This window comes from Pantoea eucrina, assembly GCF_001691555.1.
Classification (GTDB): Bacteria; Pseudomonadota; Gammaproteobacteria; order Enterobacterales; family Enterobacteriaceae; genus Pantoea; species Pantoea borealis.
On sequence record NZ_MAYN01000008.1, the window covers coordinates 2,205,071 to 2,226,221 of the forward strand.

General features: G+C 59.5%; 18 protein-coding genes. 10 read left to right on the forward strand and 8 right to left on the reverse strand.

Annotated features, from left to right (window positions below; all coding sequences use genetic code 11):
• Position 1: 1 nt before the first annotated feature.
• From fhuC to hrpB, 4 genes are all read right to left on the reverse strand, one after another.
• Entirely contained in the window at positions 2-796 is a 795-nt protein-coding gene (fhuC, locus tag BBA90_RS16580) for a Fe3+-hydroxamate ABC transporter ATP-binding protein FhuC (protein WP_065650102.1), read from the reverse strand.
• Between the two features lie 43 nt (positions 797-839).
• Positions 840-3,035 (reverse strand): ferrichrome porin FhuA, encoded by a 2,196-nt coding sequence (fhuA, locus tag BBA90_RS16585; RefSeq protein ID WP_065650103.1) that lies wholly within the window; start codon positions 3,033-3,035, stop codon positions 840-842.
• Positions 3,036-3,243: 208 nt separating this feature from the next.
• Positions 3,244-5,790 carry a bifunctional glycosyl transferase/transpeptidase gene (gene mrcB / locus BBA90_RS16590; protein ID WP_065650104.1) on the reverse strand — a complete coding sequence of 849 codons (2,547 nt, stop codon included), beginning with the start codon at positions 5,788-5,790 and terminating at the stop codon, positions 3,244-3,246.
• Between the two features lie 97 nt (positions 5,791-5,887).
• The gene (hrpB, locus tag BBA90_RS16595) at positions 5,888-8,365 is read right to left on the reverse strand and encodes an ATP-dependent helicase HrpB (RefSeq protein WP_065650105.1); all 2,478 of its coding nucleotides are present in this window, start codon (positions 8,363-8,365) and stop codon (positions 5,888-5,890) included.
• Between the two features lie 36 nt (positions 8,366-8,401).
• Between hrpB and thpR the strand changes: the two genes are divergently transcribed.
• From thpR to panD, 9 genes are all read left to right on the forward strand, one after another.
• Entirely contained in the window at positions 8,402-8,932 is a 531-nt protein-coding gene (gene thpR, locus BBA90_RS16600) for an RNA 2',3'-cyclic phosphodiesterase (protein WP_065650106.1), read from the forward strand.
• 9 nt (positions 8,933-8,941) lie between these two features.
• On the forward strand, positions 8,942-9,661 hold the full coding sequence (sfsA, locus tag BBA90_RS16605) for a DNA/RNA nuclease SfsA (protein WP_065650107.1): 720 nt from the start codon (positions 8,942-8,944) through the stop codon (positions 9,659-9,661).
• Between the two features lie 240 nt (positions 9,662-9,901).
• Positions 9,902-10,357 (forward strand): RNA polymerase-binding protein DksA, encoded by a 456-nt coding sequence (gene dksA / locus BBA90_RS16610; RefSeq protein ID WP_039382663.1) that lies wholly within the window; start codon positions 9,902-9,904, stop codon positions 10,355-10,357.
• 70 nt (positions 10,358-10,427) lie between these two features.
• Positions 10,428-11,366 (forward strand): tRNA glutamyl-Q(34) synthetase GluQRS, encoded by a 939-nt coding sequence (gene gluQRS / locus BBA90_RS16615; RefSeq protein WP_065650508.1) that lies wholly within the window; start codon positions 10,428-10,430, stop codon positions 11,364-11,366.
• Between the two features lie 40 nt (positions 11,367-11,406).
• Positions 11,407-12,828, forward strand: a complete 1,422-nt coding sequence (pcnB, locus tag BBA90_RS16620) for a polynucleotide adenylyltransferase PcnB (RefSeq protein WP_206099918.1) — start codon at positions 11,407-11,409, stop codon at positions 12,826-12,828.
• Entirely contained in the window at positions 12,825-13,310 is a 486-nt protein-coding gene (gene folK / locus BBA90_RS16625; protein ID WP_065650108.1) for a 2-amino-4-hydroxy-6-hydroxymethyldihydropteridine diphosphokinase, read from the forward strand. The genes pcnB and folK overlap by 4 nt, the downstream gene beginning before the upstream one ends.
• 81 nt (positions 13,311-13,391) lie before the next feature.
• Complete coding sequence (gene panB, locus BBA90_RS16630; RefSeq protein ID WP_065650109.1) at positions 13,392-14,186, forward strand: 3-methyl-2-oxobutanoate hydroxymethyltransferase; 795 nt, start codon at positions 13,392-13,394, stop codon at positions 14,184-14,186.
• Positions 14,187-14,201: 15 nt separating this feature from the next.
• Positions 14,202-15,056 (forward strand): pantoate--beta-alanine ligase, encoded by an 855-nt coding sequence (panC, locus tag BBA90_RS16635; RefSeq protein WP_065650110.1) that lies wholly within the window; start codon positions 14,202-14,204, stop codon positions 15,054-15,056.
• A gap of 36 nt (positions 15,057-15,092) precedes the next feature.
• Entirely contained in the window at positions 15,093-15,473 is a 381-nt protein-coding gene (gene panD / locus BBA90_RS16640; RefSeq protein WP_039382649.1) for an aspartate 1-decarboxylase, read from the forward strand.
• An 86-nt stretch (positions 15,474-15,559) separates the two neighbouring features.
• Here the strand turns inward: panD and BBA90_RS16645 are convergent, their stop codons facing one another.
• The 3 genes from BBA90_RS16645 to hpt all read right to left on the reverse strand — a co-directional run bounded on the left by BBA90_RS16645 (position 15,560) and on the right by hpt (position 18,025).
• Positions 15,560-16,330, reverse strand: a complete 771-nt coding sequence (locus BBA90_RS16645) for an ABC transporter permease (protein WP_065650111.1) — start codon at positions 16,328-16,330, stop codon at positions 15,560-15,562.
• Positions 16,327-17,253, reverse strand: a complete 927-nt coding sequence (locus tag BBA90_RS16650; RefSeq protein WP_065650112.1) for an ABC transporter ATP-binding protein — start codon at positions 17,251-17,253, stop codon at positions 16,327-16,329. The genes BBA90_RS16645 and BBA90_RS16650 overlap by 4 nt, the downstream gene beginning before the upstream one ends.
• A 235-nt stretch (positions 17,254-17,488) precedes the next feature.
• Positions 17,489-18,025: a hypoxanthine phosphoribosyltransferase gene (hpt, locus tag BBA90_RS16655; protein WP_039382640.1), complete on the reverse strand. Its 537-nt coding sequence runs from the start codon at positions 18,023-18,025 to the stop codon at positions 17,489-17,491.
• 167 nt (positions 18,026-18,192) lie between these two features.
• Here hpt and BBA90_RS16660 point away from each other — a divergent pair, with 167 nt between their 5' ends.
• Entirely contained in the window at positions 18,193-19,482 is a 1,290-nt protein-coding gene (locus BBA90_RS16660; RefSeq protein WP_065650113.1) for a cystathionine gamma-synthase family protein, read from the forward strand.
• 43 nt (positions 19,483-19,525) lie between these two features.
• Here the strand turns inward: BBA90_RS16660 and cueO are convergent, their stop codons facing one another.
• Positions 19,526-21,124 (reverse strand): multicopper oxidase CueO, encoded by a 1,599-nt coding sequence (cueO, locus tag BBA90_RS16665; RefSeq protein WP_065650114.1) that lies wholly within the window; start codon positions 21,122-21,124, stop codon positions 19,526-19,528.
• Between the last annotated feature and the right edge of the window lie 27 nt (positions 21,125-21,151).

A 21,151-nucleotide genomic window follows, 5' to 3' on the forward strand; every position in this document is an offset into this window, starting at 1 on the left:
CTCAGCAAACAAAACTGACGGGTGCGCCGCCCTGCGGGTGCGGCAGTATGCCCATCGGAATGCCATAGATAGTGCCCAGCACGTCAGCCTGCATGATTGCCTCCGGCTCGCCTTCGGCGATAACCTCGCCCTGACGCAGCGCTACCAGCCGGTCGCAGTAGCGCGCCGCCATGTTGATATCGTGCAGGACGGCAATCACGGTGAGTCCGCGTTCGCGGCTCAGCCGCTGGATCAGTGCCAGCACCTCAACCTGATGCGCAATGTCCAGCGCCGACGTCGGCTCATCCAGCAGCAGACAGCGGCTGTTCTGCGCCACCAGCATCGCCAGCCAGGCGCGCTGACGCTCGCCGCCGGAAAGGCTATCCACCAGGCGGCCGGCAAAGGGTTTCAGCCCCACCAGCGCAATCGCTTCTTCCACCCGGTTGCGATCTTCTGCACCGTAACGTCCCAGCGCACCGTGCCACGGATAGCGCCCCATTGCGGTGAGTTCACGCACCGTCATGCCTTCGGCTGCGGGCAGCTGCTGGGGCAGATAAGCAACCTGACGCGCAAACGCTTTGCTGTTCCAGTGCGCCACCGGTTCATCGTTCAGCAGCACCTGCCCTGCCGTCGCGGCATGATGGCGCCCCAGCATTTTCAGCAGCGTCGATTTTCCCGAGCCGTTGTGGCCAATCAGTGCGGTGACTTTCCCCGGCGTAAACGTCAGCGACAACGGATGCAGCAGCGTACGCCCCGGCACGTGAAAGCTGGCATTCTCCAGCGCAAAAGTGGTTTCGGCGTAGTCCGGATGCAGCATGGTACTCCCTGGCTAACGGGCGCAGCGCGCCCGGATATCAGTTTCAGAAACGGAAGGTGGCGGTGCCGACGATACGGCGCTCAGCGCCCCAGTAGCAGGCGTAGTCGCGGTAGCAGCTGGCCACGTAGTCACGATTGAACAGGTTGTTGACGTTGACGCCCACAGTCGAACCCGGCAGGCCGAAGCGACCCAGATCATACTTCAGCGCGGCGTCTACCGTGGTGTAAGCGGCGACATCGAAGTTCTGGTTCGCGTTGCTACCGCTGGCATACAACCCTTTGCTTTCACCGACGTAACGCACACCGGCACCGATAGTTACGCCCGATAGCGCCGTGTCATGGAAGGTGTAGTCGCCCCACAGCGATGCCATGTGCTTCGGCACTTGCACCGGCGTGCGGCCTTTCAGCAAGTTATCTTCGGTGTATTCCGCATCGGTGTAAGAGTAAGCCGCCGTCAGGTTGATGCTGGCGTTCACCGCGGCTTTCGCTTCCAGCTCCACGCCGCGTGAGCGAATTTCGCCGCTCTGCACGCTAAATTGCGGATTGTTGGGATCGGCCGTCAGGTTTTTGGTTTTGGTAAGCTGATACACAGCGGCCGTCATAACAATCGGACGATCTTTCGGCACGTATTTTACGCCTGCCTCATACTGCTTAGCGCGTGAAGGATCGAATGCCTGACCGTCCCCTGTCGCACCGGCATTCGGAATAAACGCTTCGCTGTAGCTGAAGTAAGGTGCGATACCGTTATCGAAAACGTAGTTAAGCCCACCACGCCAGGTAAATGCCTGATCATTCTGACGGTCTACGGAATTTTCCACCCGGTCGGTAACGGAGTTCATCGCGTAATCGTAGCGGCCACCGAGCGTTAACACCCAGCGGTTCCATTCCATTTGATCCTGCGCATACAGGCCGGTCTGGCGCTGCTGATTTAAATGCTGATAAGGATTGGTATAAGGCGTATAGCTGTCATCACCATATTGCGGATTGAATGGGCTAAGGCCACTGGCGACACCAAACTGACCATCAATATCGTTACGGGTGCGCTGGAAATCAACGCCCAGCAGTAAGGTATGAGCTAAATCACCGGTAGCAAAGTTAGCCTGAGCCTGCGTATCAACCGCGAACTGGTTGAGTTTCTCTTTCGAGAATGCCGCATTACGGGTAATGCGTTGATTATCAGGGTTATAACCAAAGCCATAAATGCTGCGGTAATCCGTACGCAGTTCGGCATAGCGCAGGTTCTGCCGTACCGTCCAGGTATCGCTGAAGCTATGCTCAACGCTGTACCCGACCATTTTGGTGTTGCGCGAAATCTTGTTGCTGTCTTCGCCTTCATCAAAATCGGTCGGCAGCTTGTAACTGCTGCCGTCCGGGCGGGTGATGCCCACCACCGTGCCTTCGCGCGGCAGCCAGCCGTAATAGCCGGTTTCCGGTTCATTCTGGAAGTAAGTCAGCAGGTCAAAACGCGTATTTTCGTCCGGACGCCAGCTGAACGAAGGCGCAATGGTGTAGCGCTTCTCTTTATTACGTGCCTGCTGCGCATCCGCGCTGCGTGCGAGACCGGTCAGACGATAGCTGTAGACGCCTGCGTCATCGAGCGCACCGCCAAAATCGAAGCCGGTTGAGAACAGATTGTCATTGCCCATCTGAAACTGCACTTCACGCAGCGTCTCCTGCGTAGGACGCTTGCTGACCAGCGCCACCACGCCGCCCGGATTACTTTTTCCATAGAGCACCGATACCGGGCCGCGCAGCAGCTCCGCACGCTCCAGGAAGTAGGGATCGAGGGCGAATTCTGAGTAGTTGTCGCCCTGCAGTTTCAGGCCATCCAGATACTGATTGGTATTGGTTTCGCTGAAGCCGCGAATCGAGAGTGCGTCAATCACGTCAGAACTGCCGCGGTTACCGGTCAGTACGCCAGGGGTATAGTTGAATGCCCCTTTAACGCTGGTGACGGCATGCATCGCCATCTCTTCCTGCGTCACAACCGAAACCGACTGCGGGTTTTTCTCAATCGGCGTATCGGTTTTGGTGCCGGTGGCGCTCTGCTTCGCCGCAATGGTCGGGGCCGGGCCCCAGGCGCTCTCCTGCGCCACCGCGCCGGTATCGCCAGCGGTGACAACAACAGTCTCTTCTGCCAGCGCCTGCGCGCTCAGCGTACCCAGTGTTAACGCAATGAATAAAGCCAGCGGGCGACGAGGCGTCAGCACCGGCCGGAAAAAAGTAGTTCGCGCACTCATGAAGGAGTCTCTCAACAGATGAACAATGCGGGCGAATGAAAACGATAATGATTATCAGACGCAAAGATTCTAGGCGAAGCTGCGCGCGATCTGCAAGATGTAATCTGCGCTAACGGCCCGATCGCTGCCCGATTGCAGCAATTTTTGATCGCGGATAAAAATCAGAGACAAAAAAAGGGCGCCGGAGCGCCCTGTATGAAGGGATGACTTATTTACTGCCGAACATATCTTTGATCCAGCCCGCCACGCCGTCAGAATCCTTCTGTTCATTCTGCTGCTGAGGCTGCTGTTGCTGTTGCTGTTGCTGCTCAAGCTGCTGTTGCTGCTGCTGGAACACCTGCTGCTGCTCCATCTGCTGCTGGCAGAGCGCGGCCGGATCCAGCGTCCAGACAGGCAGTGAACGCCAGGTGCTGCTGCCGGATCCGCATACAAAATTACCTGCCGAATCAACGTTCATCTGCGTGATATCTTCCGGCGGCGTCAGCACCAGCGGCATCGGTGCCTGATTATCGAGATAGCGACGGTAGATCTGCATTGCGCCGCTGGAGCCATAAAGTTTCGACGTCTGGTTGTTATCACGTCCGACCCAGGTAATCGCCACTTCTTTGCCATCAACACCGGCAAACCAGCTGTCGATCAGATCGTTGGTGGTGCCGGTTTTGCCCGCCAGATGTGCTTTAGGATAGCGCGCGCCCAGCGCATGCGCGGTACCGCGTTCCGCCACCTGCTGCATGGTATAAAGCGTCAGATAGGCCGCCTGAGCAGGCTCCACGCGCTGTGCCTGCGGGAAGCTCTGGAACAGCACCGAGCCATCTTCGGCAATCACCGAACGCACCGCTGACAGATCAGCGCGGTTGCCGCCGCTGGCGATTGACTGGAACGCCTGCGCCACTTCCACCGGCGTCAGGTTCAGCGCCCCCAGCAGCATCGCCGGCACCGGGTGCAGCTGATCTTTCGATACCCCCAGTTTATTCCAGGTATCCACTACCGCATCCAGTCCCAGCGTCATACCGAGATTAACGGTTGGTACGTTCATGGAGTTAGTCAGCGCATCCACCAGCATCACTTTGCCGCTGAAACGACGATCGTCGTTCATCGGCTTCCAGACGCTGCCGTTAGGCTGCTTCAGCGCAATCGGTTCATCCGCGATCCAGCTATTCAGCCGGTAGCTGTTAGGCTGACTCAGTGCGGTAAGATAGGTAGCCGGTTTGGCCAGCGAGCCAATAGAGCGGCGCGCCTGCAGCGCACGGTTATAGCCGGCAAACTGCGGATCGGAACCGCCCACCATGGCACGTACTTCACCGCTGAAACGGTCTACCACTACCATGGCGGTTTCCAGATCTTTCAGCCCGCGCTGTTTTTTCAGCGTCGGAATGCCCTCTTCTACCGCCTTTTCCGCCGCGTCCTGTGAAACCGGATCGAGCGTAGTGAAAATTTTCACGCCCGAGAGATCTTTTACCTTATCGCCCAGCTTCGCCTGCAGTTCATTACGCACCATCTGCATAAAGGCGGGTTGCGGGGTGATCACGCCACCTTTCGGCTGGACGCCCAGCGGACGCGCCGAGAGCATGTCATACAGCTCCTGATCGATCACCTGCTGCTGCTGTAACAGACGCAGCACCAGATTACGTCGCTCCAGTGCCAGCTTTGGATTACGCCACGGGTTGTAGAGCGAGGCACCTTTTACCATCCCTACCAGCATCGCCTGCTGATCGAGGCTGAGCTCATCAACCGGACGCCCGAAATAGTAGAGGCTGGCCAGCGGGAAGCCGCGGATCTGATCGTTACCGGCCTGGCCGAGATAGACCTCATTGAGATAAAGCTCAAGGATGCGATCTTTGCTGTAACGCGCATCCATGATCACCGCCATATAGGCTTCGCGCGCTTTACGCCATAGTGAACGCTCATTGGTCAGGAACAGGTTTTTTACCAGCTGCTGCGTCAGCGTACTGCCGCCCTGCACCGCTTTTCCGGCGGTGATGTTGGCGAGAAACGCACGGCCAATTGAGTAAGGGCTGATCCCGTCATGCTCATAGAAGTGACGATCTTCAGTCGCGATCAGCGTATCAACCAGCAGATCCGGGAAGCCGGCACGCGGCACAAACAGACGCTGTTCGCCGTTAGGCGACTGCAGCATGGTGATCAGGCGCGGATCGAGACGGAAGAAGCCGAAGTCGCGTCCGGTATCGAGATTTTTAATGCCGGACAGCTCATCATTACTGAAGGTCAGACGCGCGTTAATCTGTCCCTCTTTACTGTCCGGAAAATCAAACGGCCGGCGCAGCAGATCGATGGTGTTACCTTTGACGCTGAACTCGCCCGGACGCGTAATGCGCGACACTTCGCGATACTGCGTGCCTTCCAGCAGCGCAATCATCTCTTTCTTGTCATAGGCCATGCCAGGCTCAAGGCTGACCATGCGTCCGTAGACGGCGGCAGGCAGCTGCCAGACTTTGCCATCAATACGGCTGCGGATCTCGGAGTCGAGATAGACACCCCAGGCCGCCATCACGACAACAACGATCAGGAAGAGCTTGATCAGCCAGCCTAACCAGCGGCGTTTGCCGCGCTGCGGACCTTTCCCTCTTCCTTTACTTTTCGGTGGCACCGGAGCGCTCTCCTCATAATCATCATCAATATCAGTTTGCCCGATGTGACCATCAGGCTCTTTGCGGGTCCCGCGCCGCGCGGTCGTGCGCGGCGGCTTTGGCGCTTTTCCTTTGCGCCCAATAGGTTCGCGATCGTTCCCAGACATACTCTTTTCTCTCCAGGCATAGCGGTGGCTGCGGCCGTTACTCTAACTGCTTTCTCCCGCGGCGCATGGCAGAACCCTCTGAATTCGATCCACAGGATTACGGGGAAAACTTTTTGGTGCGCCTTGTTGGCAGGGCGCTGGCCGGATCGTCCGGCCATGGGTGTTTGGGATAGCGCCCTTTCATCTCTTTCTGCACCTCGGGATACGCCCCGCGCCAGAACGCCGCCAGATCGCGGGTGATCTGCAGCGGACGATGCGCCGGTGACAGTAGCTCCAGCACCAGCGGTACGCGGCCGTCGGCGATAGCCGGATTCTGCGCCTCGCCAAACATCTCCTGCAGGCGAACGGCCAGCGCGGGCGGGTTCTCTGCATGATAGCGGATCGGCAGGCGGCTTCCGGTCGGCACAGTGTAGTGAGTTGGCAACGCACTATCCAGCCGCTGACGTTGCGACCATGTCAGCAAATGTAATAATGCCCGGCTGAGGCTGATGCCCTGCAGCCCTTTCAAATCGCGCACGCCCGTCATCTCAGGCAGTAACCAGCTTTCCAGTGTATCAAGCAATGCCATATCGTCCAGCGGTGGCCACTGCTCTTCCGGCAGCCACTGTTTCGCGCACTGCAGGCGCAGGCGCAGCTGCTCCGCTTCCGGTGTCCAGCCCAGTACAGACAGGCCCTTTTCGCGTATCCAGCGCAGCATGGCGAGATGCAGAATGTCCGGCTCTGGTCGCGCCTGCGGCTGCGCGCTGAGCACCAGCGCGCCCAGCAGTTCGCGCTTCCAGGCGCGCAGCGTGCCCCTCTCCTCATCCCACTCCACGTCAACCCGGCGGGTAACGAGCTGCGGCAGCGCGACACGCAACGCCGCCAGATCCACCGGCAGCGCCAGCAGCATCCGTGCCTCCGCCGCACCGGCTCCCTGCAGCAGTGCGGGCGCAATCAGCGCAGGATAACGACTGAGGCCATGATCCTCATCCAGCATGGCGCCCAGACCGTTTGCCAGCTGATAGCGGGCGCTCTCGCCGCGCCGCTGCGCAATGCGATCGGCAAAACCTGCCGCCAGCAGCGCCGGTATGCGGTCGGCATCAACCCGTCCGTCAGTGGCATGCAAACGCTGCTGCCACTGCCGCGCCCGTCGCTGCCACTGCGGCTGGGGGTGGTTCAGCGCGTCGCGCAAATCGGCACTGCCGCCGCGCGGCGGATCTTCGAGAATAGCCACCAGCAGCGCCGCGCTGGCAATGGCATCGCTCTCTTCACCTGCGGCACAGAGGATGGCTGCAAGACGCGGATCGCTGCCGAGCCGGGCCATTTTCCGGCCGGTGGCGTTAAGCCGTCCGGCGCCGTCAAGCGCACCCAGCTGGTACAGCAGCGCATCGGCTGCCTGCAGGTTGCGTGCCGGCGGCAGGTCAAGCCACTGCAGCTGCGTGACCGCGCTACAGCCCCACTGCAGCAGCTCCAGCCGCAGGCCGGCCAGATCGCTGCAGAGCATTTCTGCATCGCTCTGCGCCGGCGCGCGCAGCGCCTGCTCCTGCGGCAGCAGATGCAGGCAGATACCCGGCTCAAGCCGTCCGGCGCGGCCGGCGCGCTGTGTCATCGACGCCTGACTGATACGCTGCGTTTGCAGCCGGGTGACGCCGCTGCGGGCATCAAACTGCGCGACGCGCTCCAGCGCGCTATCGACCACCAGACGGATACCCTCAATGGTCAGGCTGGTCTCCGCGATATTCGTGGCGAGCACCACCTTACGGCGGCCTGTCGCGGCAGGCAGAATGGCGCGCCGCTGCGCCTCCAGCGGCAGCGCGCCGTAGAGCGGCGCCAGATCGATGTCGTCCCCTACCCGAGCGCTCAGCTCCCGCCTGACACGCTCAATTTCTGCCACGCCCGGCAGAAACAGCAGCAGCGAGCCATGCTCCTCGCGCAGCAGCTGTGCAACCTCGCGCGCCACGGCTTCGTCAAAACGCGTCTGCGGATTAAGGCTGGCATAGCGGCGCGCTACCGGATAACTGCGCCCGGCCGAAACAATGGCAGGCGCAGCGGGCAGCAGTGCCTGCAGACGCTGATTATCCAGCGTGGCAGACATCAGCAGCAGCTTCAGGTCATCGCGCAGTCCCTGCTGCACATCCAGCAACAGCGCCAGCGCCAGATCGGCCTGCAGACTGCGCTCGTGAAACTCATCGAGGATCACCAGCGCTACGCCCTCCAGCATGGGATCGCGCTGCAGCATACGCGTCAGGATCCCCTCAGTGACCACCTCAAGCCGGGTATGCGCGCCGATGCAGCTCTCACCGCGCAGCCGGAAGCCCACGGTTTCACCCGGCTGCTCGCCGAGCTGCTCCGCCAGCCGCTGTGCCACATTACGCGCTGCCAGACGACGCGGCTCCAGCATAATAATGCGCCCCGAAAGCGATGCCTGTTGCAGCAGCTGCAGCGGCAGCCAGGTCGATTTCCCTGCGCCGGTGGGGGCTGCCAGCAGCACCTGCGGCGAACTCTCCAGGGCTGTCAGCAGTGCAGGCAATACCTCGCTGACCGGTAATTCACTCACGCTCTTCTCCTGCTCTGCCTGTGCTAATATGGCGCGCATTGTACACCACCCGGCGCAGATTACCGGAGCACGCTTATGACCACGCAACGCCTCTTTTTTGCTCTTGAACTGCCTGCTCCGCTTCAGCAGCAGCTGGTGCAGTGGCGGGCGGATAATTTTGCCGCTGATGCCGGTACGCCGGTTGAAGCAGCCAACCTGCACCTGACGCTGGCGTTTTTAGGTGAAGTGAGTGGCGAGACGCAGAACCGGCTGCAACAGCTCGCCGCACGTATCAGCCAGCCCGCTTTTACGCTTGACCTGGATGATGCCGGACACTGGCCGCGCCCTGGCGTGGTATGGCTTGGCTGTCAGCGCGCGCCGCGTGGCCTGCTGCAGCTGGCGGCACTGCTGCGCGCTCAGGCCGCACGACACGGCTGCGTGCAGAGCGCACAGCCTTTTCATCCGCATGTCACCCTGCTGCGTCACGCCACGCAGCGTATTGCGCTGCCGCCGCGCGGCTTTCACTGGCAGACAGAGGCGACCCGATTCGCCCTCTGTTCATCGCTCTTTTCCCGCGGCCGTACGCGCTATAAAACCCTGGCGCGCTGGCCGCTGACTTCAGTCTGAGGATCCGCAATGCAGTTTACCCCGCCGCTCAGGCCGGCTCGCCTGGTAGCACGCTACAAGCGCTTTCTGGCTGACATCGTGACGCCTGACGGCACCCTGCTGACCATCCACTGCGCTAACACCGGTGCCATGACCGGCTGCGCCACGCCGGGCGACACGGTGTGGTACTCCACATCAGCCAGCACGACGCGCAAATACCCGCATAGCTGGGAGCTGACAGAGACGCAGATGGGCCACTGGATCTGCGTCAATACGCTACGTGCTAATCAGCTGGTGCAGGAGGCGCTGCAGCAGCAACGTATTCCGGAATTATCCGGTTACACCCACTGCCGCAGCGAAGTGAAATATGGCACGGAAAAAAGCCGAATTGACTTCCTTCTTCAGGCAGAGGGCAGATCAAACTGCTATATTGAAGTCAAATCCGTCACCCTTTTACAGAATGGTAAAGGCTATTTTCCGGATGCGGTGACGGCCCGTGGACAGAAGCATCTGCGCGAACTCAGTGCAATCGCAGCAGAAGGTCATCGGGCCGTTTTGTTGTTTGCTGTTCTGCACACGGGGATTGAGGACGTTTCCCCGGCGCGCCATATCGACGCGCACTACGCAGAACTACTGGTACAGGCACAGCGCCGTGGCGTAGAAGTGTTCGCGTATCAGGCCACGCTTTCTCCTGAACAGATGCGGCTCTCACGACCGCTGCCGCTGGCAGCCTGCGCTGAGCTGTCATAATAGTGGCGATAAACTGTGTCAGGATGGAGCCGGAGGCGCGCTAAATACGCTTTTACTCACAGGCTTGTCAAGGTGTGTTCAGGAATAATTGCCAACCTTGATTGCTTCTGCTATTTATAGCGGCCTGTTTTTTTCCCTGATGGGAATCGATAAACCCAGAGCAGACAGGCCAGCCGTACGGCAATCCTGCCGGGCAGTCTGAATCGCAACGGGTAGTGCGTGTTATCCAGGAGAAACAACATGCAAGAAGGGCAAAACCGTAAAACATCGTCCCTGAGTATCCTCGCCATCGCAGGTGTGGAGCCGTATCAGGAGAAACCGGGCGAAGAGTACATGAACGACGCCCAGCTAGGTCACTTCCGCAAGATCCTGGAAGCCTGGCGCAACCAACTCAGGGATGAAGTAGACCGTACTGTGTCACACATGCAGGACGAAGCTGCTAATTTCCCCGATCCGGTTGACCGTGCCGCGCAGGAAGAGGAGTTCAGCCTGGAACTGCGTAACCGCGATCGCGAGCGTAAGCTGATTAAAAAGATCGAAAAGACGCTGAAAAAAGTGGAAGATGACGACTTCGGCTACTGCGAATCCTGCGGTGTTGAAATCGGCATTCGCCGTCTGGAAGCGCGTCCGACTGCCGATCTTTGCATTGACTGCAAAACGCTGGCTGAGATCCGCGAGAAGCAGATGGCTGGCTGATGTCCATCCGCCTGTTCTCACCGCACAGCAGGGAAAAGCAACGCTTCCCCGCCGTGCGGTGTATCTTCTGATGACCCCCTCTGCTATGTCCTCCTGTACCGGTCGCTTCGCCCCTTCGCCCTCCGGCGATCTTCATTTTGGTTCCCTGATTGCTGCTCTGGGCAGTTACCTCAGCGCGCGCGCGCAGCAGGGCCGCTGGCTGGTCCGTATTGAAGATATCGATCCGCCGCGTGAAGTCCCGGGTGCAGCCACGCGCATTCTGCAGCAGCTGGAACATTACGGGCTGGAGTGGGATGGCGATGTCATGTGGCAGTCACAGCGGCATGAGGCGTATCGGGCGGCGCTGGCCTGGCTAAGGACACACCGCCAGAGTTATTTCTGCACCTGCAGCCGTCGGCGTATTCAGCAGCTGGGGGGGTATTATGATGGTCACTGTCGCGACCGCCAGCTGCCGCCGGATAACGCGGCACTGCGCCTGCGCCAGCATGCGCCGGTCTGGCATTTTACCGACCGGCTGCGCGGGGAACTGCTGGCGGATCGTCAGCTGGCAGAAGAGGATTTTATTATCCATCGCCGGGACGGGCTGTTCGCCTATAACCTGGCGGTGGTGGTCGACGATCATGATCAGGGCGTTACTGAAATTGTGCGCGGCGCTGATTTAATCGCCCCCACGGTGCGCCAGATTGCACTCTACCAGCAGTTAGGCTGGTCGCCGCCGGCATACCTGCATCTGCCGCTGGCAATCACCGCGGACGGCAATAAACTCTCCAAGCAGAATCACGCCCCTGCCCTGCCCGCAGGCGATCCGCGTCCGCTGCTGGTGCAGGCGCTGCGTTTTCTCGGGCAGCCGGTAGCGGAAGGCTGGCAGGATAGCCCGCTGGCGTCGCTGCTGAGCCAGGCCGTTACGCGCTGGTCACCGGCGCAGATCCCGTTACATGACGCGCTGAAGCCGGATGAAATGACAACGCCATTCCTAAATGGTTCGCAACAGGCTATGATTAGCCGCTGATTTTATTACCACCCATTTTTTGTCACTGTCGAGGTGTCCCATTTTTACCCGAGTCGCTAATTTTTGCCGGAGAGTCCTCAAGCGTGACGAGGAGGTGCCTGAAGAGGTGGAAGCTGAAAACCAGATGACCATCATTCCCCGGGAAAACCATAACATCTCACGCAAAGATATCAGCGAAAACGCCCTTAAGGTGCTCTATCGCCTGAATAAAGCGGGCTTTGAAGCTTACCTGGTCGGCGGCGGCGTACGCGACCTGCTGCTGGGTAAAAAGCCGAAAGATTTCGACGTGACGACCAACGCCACGCCAGAGCAGATGCGCAAACTGTTCCGTAACTGCCGTCTGGTTGGCCGCCGCTTCCGTCTGGCGCACGTGATGTTTGGGCCGGAAGTGATCGAGGTAGCGACCTTCCGCGGCCATCATCAGGAAGAGAGCGACGACGATCGCAACAGCTCGCAGCGCGGCCAGAACGGCATGCTGCTGCGCGACAATATTTTCGGCAGCATCGAAGACGATGCGCAGCGCCGCGATCTCACCATCAACAGCCTCTACTACAGCGTGGCGGATTTCACGGTCCGTGATTATGTGGGTGGCCTGCAGGATCTGCAGGAGGGCGTGGTACGCCTGATTGGCGATCCGGAAACGCGCTACCGCGAAGATCCGGTACGCATGCTGCGCGTGGTGCGCTTTGCCGCCAAACTTAATATGCAGATTGCACCGGCAACCGCCGAGCCGATCCCGCGTCTGGCAACGCTGCTGAATGACGTGCCCCCTGCCCGCCTGTTTGAAGAAGCGCTGAAGCTGCTGCAGGCTGGCTACGGCTATCGCACCTGGCAGATGCTGTGTGAATATCAGCTCTTCCAGCCGCTGTTCCCGACGCTGGCGCGTCATTTTACCGAACAGGGCGACAGCATGATGGAGCGCATGGTGGCGCAGGTGCTGAAAAACACCGATACCCGCCTGCACAACGATTTGCGTGTCAATCCGGCGTTTCTGTTTGCCGCTATGTTCTGGTACCCGCAGCTGGAATCCGCTGAGCGTATCGCTCAGGAGAGCGGCCTGACCTACTACGACGCTTTTGCGCTATCCATGAACGATACGCTGGATGAAGCGTGTCGCGCGCTGGCGATCCCGAAACGCATTACCACCCTGGTCCGCGATATCTGGCAGCTGCAGCTGCGTATGTCGCGTCGCCACGGTAAACGCGCGTGGAAACTGATGGAGCATCCGAAGTTCCGCGCCGCTTACGATCTGCTGGCGCTGCGTGCCGATGTGGAAAAGAACCCGGAGCTGCAGCGTCTTACTCAGTGGTGGGGTGAATTCCAGGCGGCCGTTCCGGTCCAGCAGAAAACCATGCTGAACACGCTGGGCGACGATCCGCAGCCGCGTCGTAAACCGCGCCGTCCGCGCCGTCGCTCTGCCGGTCCGCGTCGTGAGCAGGATAACAGCAGCAGCGCATCATGACTCGCGTCTACCTTGCCCTGGGCAGTAACCTTGCCGATCCGCTGCATCAGATTGATGCAGCGCTCGCCGCGCTGGATACGCTGCCGGAGACCTCCCGCGTGGCGACCTCATCGTTCTATCGCACGCCACCCTATGGCCCGGCCGACCAGCCCGACTACCTGAACGCGGTGGTCGCGCTTGACACCCAGCTGCTGCCCGAAACGCTGCTGGATCACACTCAGCATATTGAGCTGGAACATGGCCGCGTACGCAAAGCCGAGCGCTGGGGGCCGCGTACGCTGGATATCGATATCATGCTGTTTGGCAATCAGGTTATTCATACCCCGCGTTTAACCGTACCGCACTATGATATGCACAACCGTGCATTTATGCTGCTGCCGCTGCTGGAGGTTGCGCCTGGTCTGCGCCTGCCCGATGGCCGGCCACTGAGCGGCGTGCTCGCCACGCTGGACTGCAGTGAAATCACGCTCTGGTCCGTCTGAACCGCGATAATTTCCTGCCGGTCATATCCGCCCTGCAATCAATCCAGTACACTGCGCGCATCAGAAACGCCGGAGATTGCGATGAAACCAACCACTATCTCTCATCTGCGCCAGCTGAAAGCCAGCGGGCGCCGCTTTGCCACCCTGACTGCTTATGATTTCAGCTTTGCCCGCCTGTTTGCCGATGAAGGCATTCAGGTGATGCTGATTGGCGATTCGCTGGGTATGACGGTACAGGGGCATGATTCCACGCTGCCGGTGACGGTCGCCGATATCGCCTATCATACCGCCGCCGTACGTCGGGGTGCACCGCAGGCGCTGGTCATGGCTGACCTGCCGTTTATGAGCTATGCCACCCCGGAGCAGACTTTTACCAGTGCCGCACAGCTGATGCGCGCCGGTGCCAATATGGTCAAGCTGGAAGGCGGAGCCTGGCTGGCAGAGAGCGTACGCCTGTTAACCGAGCGCGCCGTGCCGGTCTGCGGCCATCTTGGCCTGACGCCGCAGTCGGTCAATATCTTTGGCGGTTATAAAGTGCAGGGCCGGGATGAGGCGGGCGCTGAACGTCTGCTGTCAGACGCTCTGGCGCTGGAAGCGGCTGGCGCGCAGCTGATGGTGCTGGAGTGCGTTCCGGTTGCGCTGGCGGCGCGCATCACCCAGGCGCTGACCATCCCGGTGATCGGCATCGGTGCAGGCAACGTCACCGATGGTCAGATTCTGGTGATGCATGACGCCTTCGGTATCACCGGCGGCCACATTCCAAAATTTGCTAAAAATTTCCTCGCCGAAACCGGCGACATTCGCGCGGCAATTCGCCAGTATATTGCCGACGTTGAGGCAGGCACCTATCCTGCCGCCGAACACAGCTTCTTCTGAATCCGGAGATTTATCGTGTTGATCATTGAAACGCTGCCGATGCTGCGCCGGGAGATCCGTCGCTGGCGGCAGGCGGGCAAACGTATCGCCCTGGTGCCCACGATGGGCAATCTGCATGATGGCCATCTGACGCTGGTCGATGAAGCCCGCCAGCGGGCTGACGTAGTTGTGGTCTCGGTGTTTGTTAACCCGATGCAGTTTGACCGCGCGGATGACCTTGCACGCTATCCGCGCACGCTGCAGGACGATTGCGAAAAGCTTAACCGTCACGGTGTGGATGTGGTGTTTGCGCCGGCCCCGCAGGCGATCTATCCGCAGGGTACAGAGAACCAGACGTTTGTTGAGGTGCCGGTGCTCTCCACGCTGCTGGAGGGCGCCAGCCGGCCGGGCCACTTCCGCGGGGTCGCCACGGTTGTCAGCAAACTCTTTAACCTCGTGCAGCCTGATGTCGCCTGTTTTGGCGAAAAGGATTTTCAGCAGCTGGCGATCATACGCAGACTGGTCGCAGATATGGGCTTTGATATCGACATTGTCGGTGTGCCCACGGTGCGGGCTAAAGATGGGCTGGCACTGAGTTCGCGCAATGGCTACCTTACTGCCGATGAACGCAGGCTGGCACCGGGTCTGAGCCAGGTGATGCGCAGTATGGCGGAGCGGCTCAGCAACGGCGAACGCCACATTGATGAGATTATTGAGCAGGCAAATACGGCGCTGCAGGAAAAGGGGTTTCGTCCTGACGGAGTGGCAATCTGCGATGCCGACACGCTGCAGCCGCTGACGGTGGAGAGCCAGCGCGCGGTGATCCTGATGGCCGCCTGGCTCGGCAATGCGCGTCTGATTGATAACCAGCAAGTGGATCTGATGGCGTAAGCCGTCGTTTAAATAGCAGCTTAAGGGTATACCGTGATGATTCGTACTGTTCTGCAGGGCAAACTGCACCGCGTTAAAGTGACGCAGGCCGATCTGCACTATGAAGGCTCCTGCGCGATCGATCAGGATTTTCTCGATGCCGCCGGCATTCTGCAATATGAAGCGATCGATATTTACAACGTGACCAACGGCCAGCGTTTCTCCACCTACGCCATCGCCGCCGAGCGGGGATCAAAAATTATCTCCGTAAACGGTGCCGCCGCGCGCTGCGCCTGTGCCGGAGACATCATGATTATCTGTTCTTACGTGCAGGTAGAGGATGAGGTGGCGCGCAGCTGGCAGCCAAAGGTGGCCTATTTTGAGGGCGATAATGAGATGAAACGTCTTGCCCGGGCGCTGCCGGTTCAGGTCGCGTAGCGTTCAGCCCGATTGCGCTGAGCGGCCAGAAACACCAGGGGCGCCCTTCCGGCGCCCCTGTTTATTATCCGCTTGCTGAATGACATTCAGGTGCGTAAGCCGCGACCGCGCTGGATCAGCGTATACACCAGCACATAGAACACGACGATAAACGCCATCAGTACCGACAGCGTAAACACCAGCGGCACATCGTTGATGCCGAGGAAGCCGTACCGGAAGCCGCTGATCATATACACCACCGGATTCAGCTTCGATACTGCCTGCCAGAATGGCGGCAGCAGCGCCAGTGAATAGAAGACGCCACCCAGGTAAGTCAGCGGCGTCAGCACAAAGGTCGGGATCAGGCTGATATCATCAAAAGTACGGGCAAACACCGCATTCAGCAGACCCGCCAGCGAAAACAGCACCGCGGTCAGCAGCAGGGTGATGGCGACCATCGGCCAGGAGAAAACGTGGAACGGCACAAAAAACAGCGACACCGCCGTTACCAGGATCCCTACGCAGACGCCACGCGCCACGCCGCCGCCGACATAGCCGGCAATGATGATATGGGTCGGCACCGGTGCTACCAGCAACTCCTCAATATTGCGCTGAAATTTGGCGCTGAAAAAGGAGGAGGCGACGTTAGCATAGGCGTTGGTGATCACCGACATCATAATCAGGCCCGGCACGATAAACTGCATATAGCTGAAGCCGTGCATGTCACCAATGCGTGAACCAATCAGGTTACCGAAAATAATAAAGTAGAGCGTCATGGTGATCACCGGCGGCACCAGCGTCTGGATCCAGATGCGGGCAAACCGGTTAATCTCTTTGCTCCAGATACTCTTTAACGCCACCCAATAAAGATGCGTCATGCTCTGCCTCCTGCTTTACCCTGTGTCAGTCCCACAAACAGCTCTTCCAGCCGGTTCGCCTTGTTGCGCATGCTCAGTACCTGCACGCCCTGCGCGCTCAGCTGACTGAATACGCTGTTAAGCCCCTGCTCACGCATCACTTCCACCTCCAGCGTCGAGGTATCAACCAGACGATACTGGAAGCCCTCCAGATGCGGCAGCGCGCTGCGCGGAGCGAGATCGAGAATAAAGGTTTCCGATTTGAGTTTGGAGAGCAGGCCTTTCATGGAGGTATTCTCCACCAGCTCGCCGCTCTGAATGATGCCGATATTACGACACAGCATCTCCGCCTCTTCCAGATAGTGCGTGGTGAGGATAATCGTGGTGCCTTTCGCATTCAGCTCTTTCAGAAACACCCACATTGAGCGGCGCAGTTCAATATCCACGCCGGCCGTTGGTTCATCCAGAATCAGCAGCTTGGGCTCATGCATCAGCGCACGCGCGATCATCAGGCGGCGCTTCATGCCGCCTGAAAGCATGCGGGCACGCTCATTGCGTTTGCCCCACAGATCGAGCTGGTTGAGATACTTTTCTGCACGCTTGTTCGCGTCTGCCCGCTCCACGCCGTAATAGCCCGCCTGATTTACGACGATCTGCATCACGGTTTCAAACGGGTTAAAGTTGAACTCCTGTGGCACCAGCCCGAGCTGACGCTTGGCATTGACCACATCTTTTTGCAGGTCGTAACCAAATACCCGAACGCTGCCGCCGGATTTATTAACCAGCGAGCTGATAATCCCAATGGTGGTTGATTTACCGGCCCCGTTTGGCCCCAGCAGAGCGTAAAAGTCGCCTGCCTCTACGTTCAGATCGAGACCTTTCAGCGCCTGTACGCCGCCGGGATAGGTCTTGGTCAGCCCGGAAAGTTCCAGTGCATAAGTCATTGCGAGTCCATATCCTGTTGTTGTGACATCAAAGCCTGATGAAAATGATAGTGCGCCCGCGCCAGACGTGCGGTGAATTCAGCAGAATTTGTGTTGAAATCAGACGCGGTGCGCCTGCGGGGAGCGCATGACGCGCTATATCGTGCAGAAAAGTGCATCAGGCCCGCAAGTCAGTCACTTACGGGCGGCTGATTCTATCCCGGAACGGCCGAAATGCCCCAGGTAGATTGTGCGGTTATGCGTCCAGCATGGTGACTTTGCCGATGTAAGGCAGATGACGATAGCGCTGCGCGTAGTCAATGCCAAAGCCCACGACAAACTCATCGGGAATGGTAAAGCCGACATATTCAACCGGCACCTCAACTTCACGACGCTCGGGTTTGTCCAGCAGCGTGCAGATGGCCAGTGATTTTGGCTCACGCAGGCGCAGGATCTCACGCACTTTACTCAGCGTGTTGCCGGAGTCGATGATATCTTCCACGATCAGCACATCTTTACCGCGAATATCTTCATCGAGGTCTTTCAGAATTTTGACATCACGTGACGACGACATGCCGCTGCCGTAGCTGGAGGCGGTCATAAAGTCGACCTCATGCGGGACGTCAATTTCCCGGCACAGATCGGCCATAAACATAAAGGAGCCGCGCAGCAGACCAACCAGCACCATCTCGCTGCCGCTGTCGCGGTAGGCTTCACTGATCTGTTTGCCCAGCTCGGCAATACGGGTTGCAATCTCCTCCCGGGAGATCATCACATCAACGGTGTGTTTCATTGCGTTCGCCTGGTTAAGGTTTTCAGAAAGCTCCGCAGTCTATCACAATGCGCCTGATGGCTAACGGCGCACACAAAACGCAAACGATTACGTAGCAAAATTTCCCGCGATGGCATTAACTCTATAGCAGGGTTAACGCGCTTTATCCTGATCCAGCCGGAGCTGCTATGACGAACTCTCCCAGCAACAAAACACCTTCCGATCGGCGCGCGCTGCATCCGGAAACGCAGATGCTTAATTATGGCTACGATCCGCGGCTGTCAGAGGGCGCGGTAAAACCGCCGGTGTTTCTTACCTCAACCTTTGTCTTTAACAGCGCCGAAGAGGGCAAAGATTTTTTTGATTATGCAGCGGGCCGCCGTCAGCCGCCTGATGGCCAGAGCGGCGGGCTGGTCTATTCACGCTTTAATCATCCCAATAGCGAAATCGTTGAAGATCGCCTGGCGATTTATGAAGGCGCTGAGAGTGCGGTGCTCTTCTCTTCCGGTATGTCAGCCATTGCCACTACGCTGCTTGCGTTTGCGCGGCCGGGCGAGGTGATCCTGCATTCGCAGCCGCTGTATGGTGGCACAGAAACGCTGCTGAGCAAGACGCTGCACGATATGGAAATTAAAGCCGTGGGGTTCAGCGAGGGTACGGATGAAGAGAGGGTTTATGAAGCGGCGAAGCTGGCGTGCCAGCGCGGCCGGGTTGCCCTGATACTGATCGAAACGCCAGCCAACCCTACCAACAGCCTGGTGGATATCCGGCTTATTGCGCAGGTGGCTGATGTGATTGCGCAGCAGCAGGGTTCACGTCCGGTGATCGCCTGCGATAACACGCTGCTGGGGCCACTGTTTCAGCATCCGCTGCAGCACGGCGCTGATATCTCGCTCTATTCGCTGACAAAATATGTGGGCGGCCATTCCGACCTTATCGCCGGTGCCGCGCTGGGCAGCCGGGCACTGATGAGCCGCGTGCGCGCACTGCGCAGCGCGATCGGCACGCAGCTCGACCCGCACTCCAGCTGGATGATTGGCCGTTCGCTGGAGACGCTGGCGCTGCGTATGGAGAAAGCCGCTGCAAACGCGGAACGGGTCGCCGCCTTCCTGCGCGACAGGCCCCAGGTGGCGGCGCTGTTCTGGCTGCCCTATCTCGATACGCAGAGTGCGGCAGGTGAAACGTACCGGCGCCAGTGCAGCGGTGCCGGTTCGACCTTCTCTTTTGATATTCAGGGCGGCGAGCCTGCGGCTTTCCGCTTTCTCAATGCGCTGACGCTGTTTAAGCTGGCAGTGAGCCTGGGGGGCACCGAGTCGCTGGCCAGCCATCCGGCCAGCACCACCCATTCCGGCGTCCCGCAGGCCGTACGCCAGCGCATTGGCATCAGCGATGCCACGGTGCGTCTGTCGATCGGGATTGAGCATCCGGATGACCTGATTGCGGATATCCGCCAGGCGCTGGCGGCGGCGGACAGCTGACGGCAATCGGCATATATCCTGCGCCTGCGTTCATCTGAAGCCGTTATGCCACCGTGAATCCCAGCATCATGCCGGTATCTTCGTGCTCCAGCAGATGGCAGTGCGCCATGTAGGCATGCTCTGCACTGGCAGCATAGTCGAAACGCACCACGACTTCGCTCCGCCAGCCGTTAACGTTAACCATATCTTTCCAGCCGGCGCGATGCGCGGCAGGCGGCTTGCCATTTTCTGACAGGATGCGGAACTGGGCGCCGTGAATATGGAACGGATGCAGCATCGCATCGCCCTCGCCTGAAATCGTCCACTTCTCGGTTTTGCCCAGCGGCACGGCAAACATCGGCTTCTGCATGTTAAATGCCTCGCCGTTGATCTTATTGCCGTTATGGAAATCATACGCGGCAGCGCCGTGCGCACCGTGATCCATCGGCATCGCGCTATGTTCACTATGCTCCATCGGCATGGCATCGTGTCCGTTATGCGTTTCTGCCGCGCCGTGGTCTGCCGCGCCCCCCATCGCCTGATGGCCATAACGATCCATCAGCGCCTGCATACCCTGCTTATCCAGCTGCGGATCCATCATCAGCTGCAGCCAGCGGTTCTGTACGCCGTCACTGGCAGGCAGCGGCGGCAGATCCACCAGCGTGTCCGGCAGCGTCCCGCTCGCCATAATGCGCAGCGGCAGGATCTGCACCAGCGGCAGTGGCCGATCAAACGGCGGTAGCGTCATCCCCATCTGCGTCACCGGCAGCGTGACGATATCAAAAGGCTGGCCGTCGGAGGTATCGATCAGCACCTCAAAGCGCTCGCCCGGCAGCAGGGACAGCGATGTCACCTGTACCGGTTCAGCAAGCAGTCCGCCATCGCTGCCCACCACATAGACTGGCCGTTTATCGCTGGCGGCGATCTCCAGCGAGCGGGCGTTACAGCCGTTAAGCAGCCGCAGGCGCAGCCAGCCGCGCGGCACGGCGTGCTGCGGATACTGTACGCCGTTGGTCAGCATCATATCGCCAAACCAGCCCACCGCCGCGCGCATCACATCCAGCTGATAATCGATATGCGTGCCGGCGCTGTTAAGCTGTTTATCCTGGAAAATCAGCGGTACGTCATCCGCTCCCCACTGCATCGGCAGACGCAGCTTGCCGGACGCGTCATCCTCCAGCAGCACCAGTCCGGCTAATCCCTGCGCCACCTGATGACCGGTCTTGCCGTGCAGATGCGGATGAAACCAGCAGGTCGCCGCTGGCTGATCGGGGGTAAAGCTCACCTGACGCGTGGCACCGGGCGCGATAATCGCCTGCGGGCCACCATCCACGTCGCCCGGGATCGCCAGGCCGTGCCAGTGCACGGTGGTCGCCTCCGGCAGCCGGTTATGAATATTGACCGTGACGCGCTTCTCCCGCTGCAGGCGCAGAACCGGTCCGAGCAGGCTGCCGTTATAGCCCCAGGTCGGCACCGCTTTACCCTGCCACTGCGTGCTGCCCGTCATGGCGGTAAGGCTGTAGTGACCACGCGCATCAGGCTCCAGCAGCGCAGGGATCGGCAGCAGCGGCCGGGTAGCCGCCATCAGTGAACGACTCCATAACGGCAGTGCGCCTGACGCGCTGAGCGCCGCGGTCAGTTTGAGAAAAGTGCGACGTTGCATACGCATATCCTTGTGATAATGAGACCC

What these genes read in the sequence shown, in the direction of transcription:
- folK (WP_065650108.1), top strand. Translation starts at nt 12,825, where the DNA reads ATGACTCGCGTCTACCTTGCCCTGGGCAGTAACCTTGCCGATCCGCTG.
- BBA90_RS16650 (WP_065650112.1), bottom strand. Translation starts at nt 17,253, where the DNA reads ATGACTTATGCACTGGAACTTTCCGGGCTGACCAAGACCTATCCCGGC.
- hrpB (WP_065650105.1), bottom strand. Translation starts at nt 8,365, where the DNA reads ATGCGCGCCATATTAGCACAGGCAGAGCAGGAGAAGAGCGTGAGTGAA.
- panD (WP_039382649.1), top strand. Translation starts at nt 15,093, where the DNA reads ATGATTCGTACTGTTCTGCAGGGCAAACTGCACCGCGTTAAAGTGACG.
- dksA (WP_039382663.1), top strand. Translation starts at nt 9,902, where the DNA reads ATGCAAGAAGGGCAAAACCGTAAAACATCGTCCCTGAGTATCCTCGCC.
- cueO (WP_065650114.1), bottom strand. Translation starts at nt 21,124, where the DNA reads ATGCAACGTCGCACTTTTCTCAAACTGACCGCGGCGCTCAGCGCGTCA.
- fhuC (WP_065650102.1), bottom strand. Translation starts at nt 796, where the DNA reads ATGCTGCATCCGGACTACGCCGAAACCACTTTTGCGCTGGAGAATGCC.
- sfsA (WP_065650107.1), top strand. Translation starts at nt 8,942, where the DNA reads ATGCAGTTTACCCCGCCGCTCAGGCCGGCTCGCCTGGTAGCACGCTAC.
- mrcB (WP_065650104.1), bottom strand. Translation starts at nt 5,790, where the DNA reads ATGTCTGGGAACGATCGCGAACCTATTGGGCGCAAAGGAAAAGCGCCA.
- fhuA (WP_065650103.1), bottom strand. Translation starts at nt 3,035, where the DNA reads ATGAGTGCGCGAACTACTTTTTTCCGGCCGGTGCTGACGCCTCGTCGC.
- hpt (WP_039382640.1), bottom strand. Translation starts at nt 18,025, where the DNA reads ATGAAACACACCGTTGATGTGATGATCTCCCGGGAGGAGATTGCAACC.
- BBA90_RS16645 (WP_065650111.1), bottom strand. Translation starts at nt 16,330, where the DNA reads ATGACGCATCTTTATTGGGTGGCGTTAAAGAGTATCTGGAGCAAAGAG.
- panB (WP_065650109.1), top strand. Translation starts at nt 13,392, where the DNA reads ATGAAACCAACCACTATCTCTCATCTGCGCCAGCTGAAAGCCAGCGGG.
- BBA90_RS16660 (WP_065650113.1), top strand. Translation starts at nt 18,193, where the DNA reads ATGACGAACTCTCCCAGCAACAAAACACCTTCCGATCGGCGCGCGCTG.
- gluQRS (WP_065650508.1), top strand. Translation starts at nt 10,428, where the DNA reads ATGACCCCCTCTGCTATGTCCTCCTGTACCGGTCGCTTCGCCCCTTCG.
- thpR (WP_065650106.1), top strand. Translation starts at nt 8,402, where the DNA reads ATGACCACGCAACGCCTCTTTTTTGCTCTTGAACTGCCTGCTCCGCTT.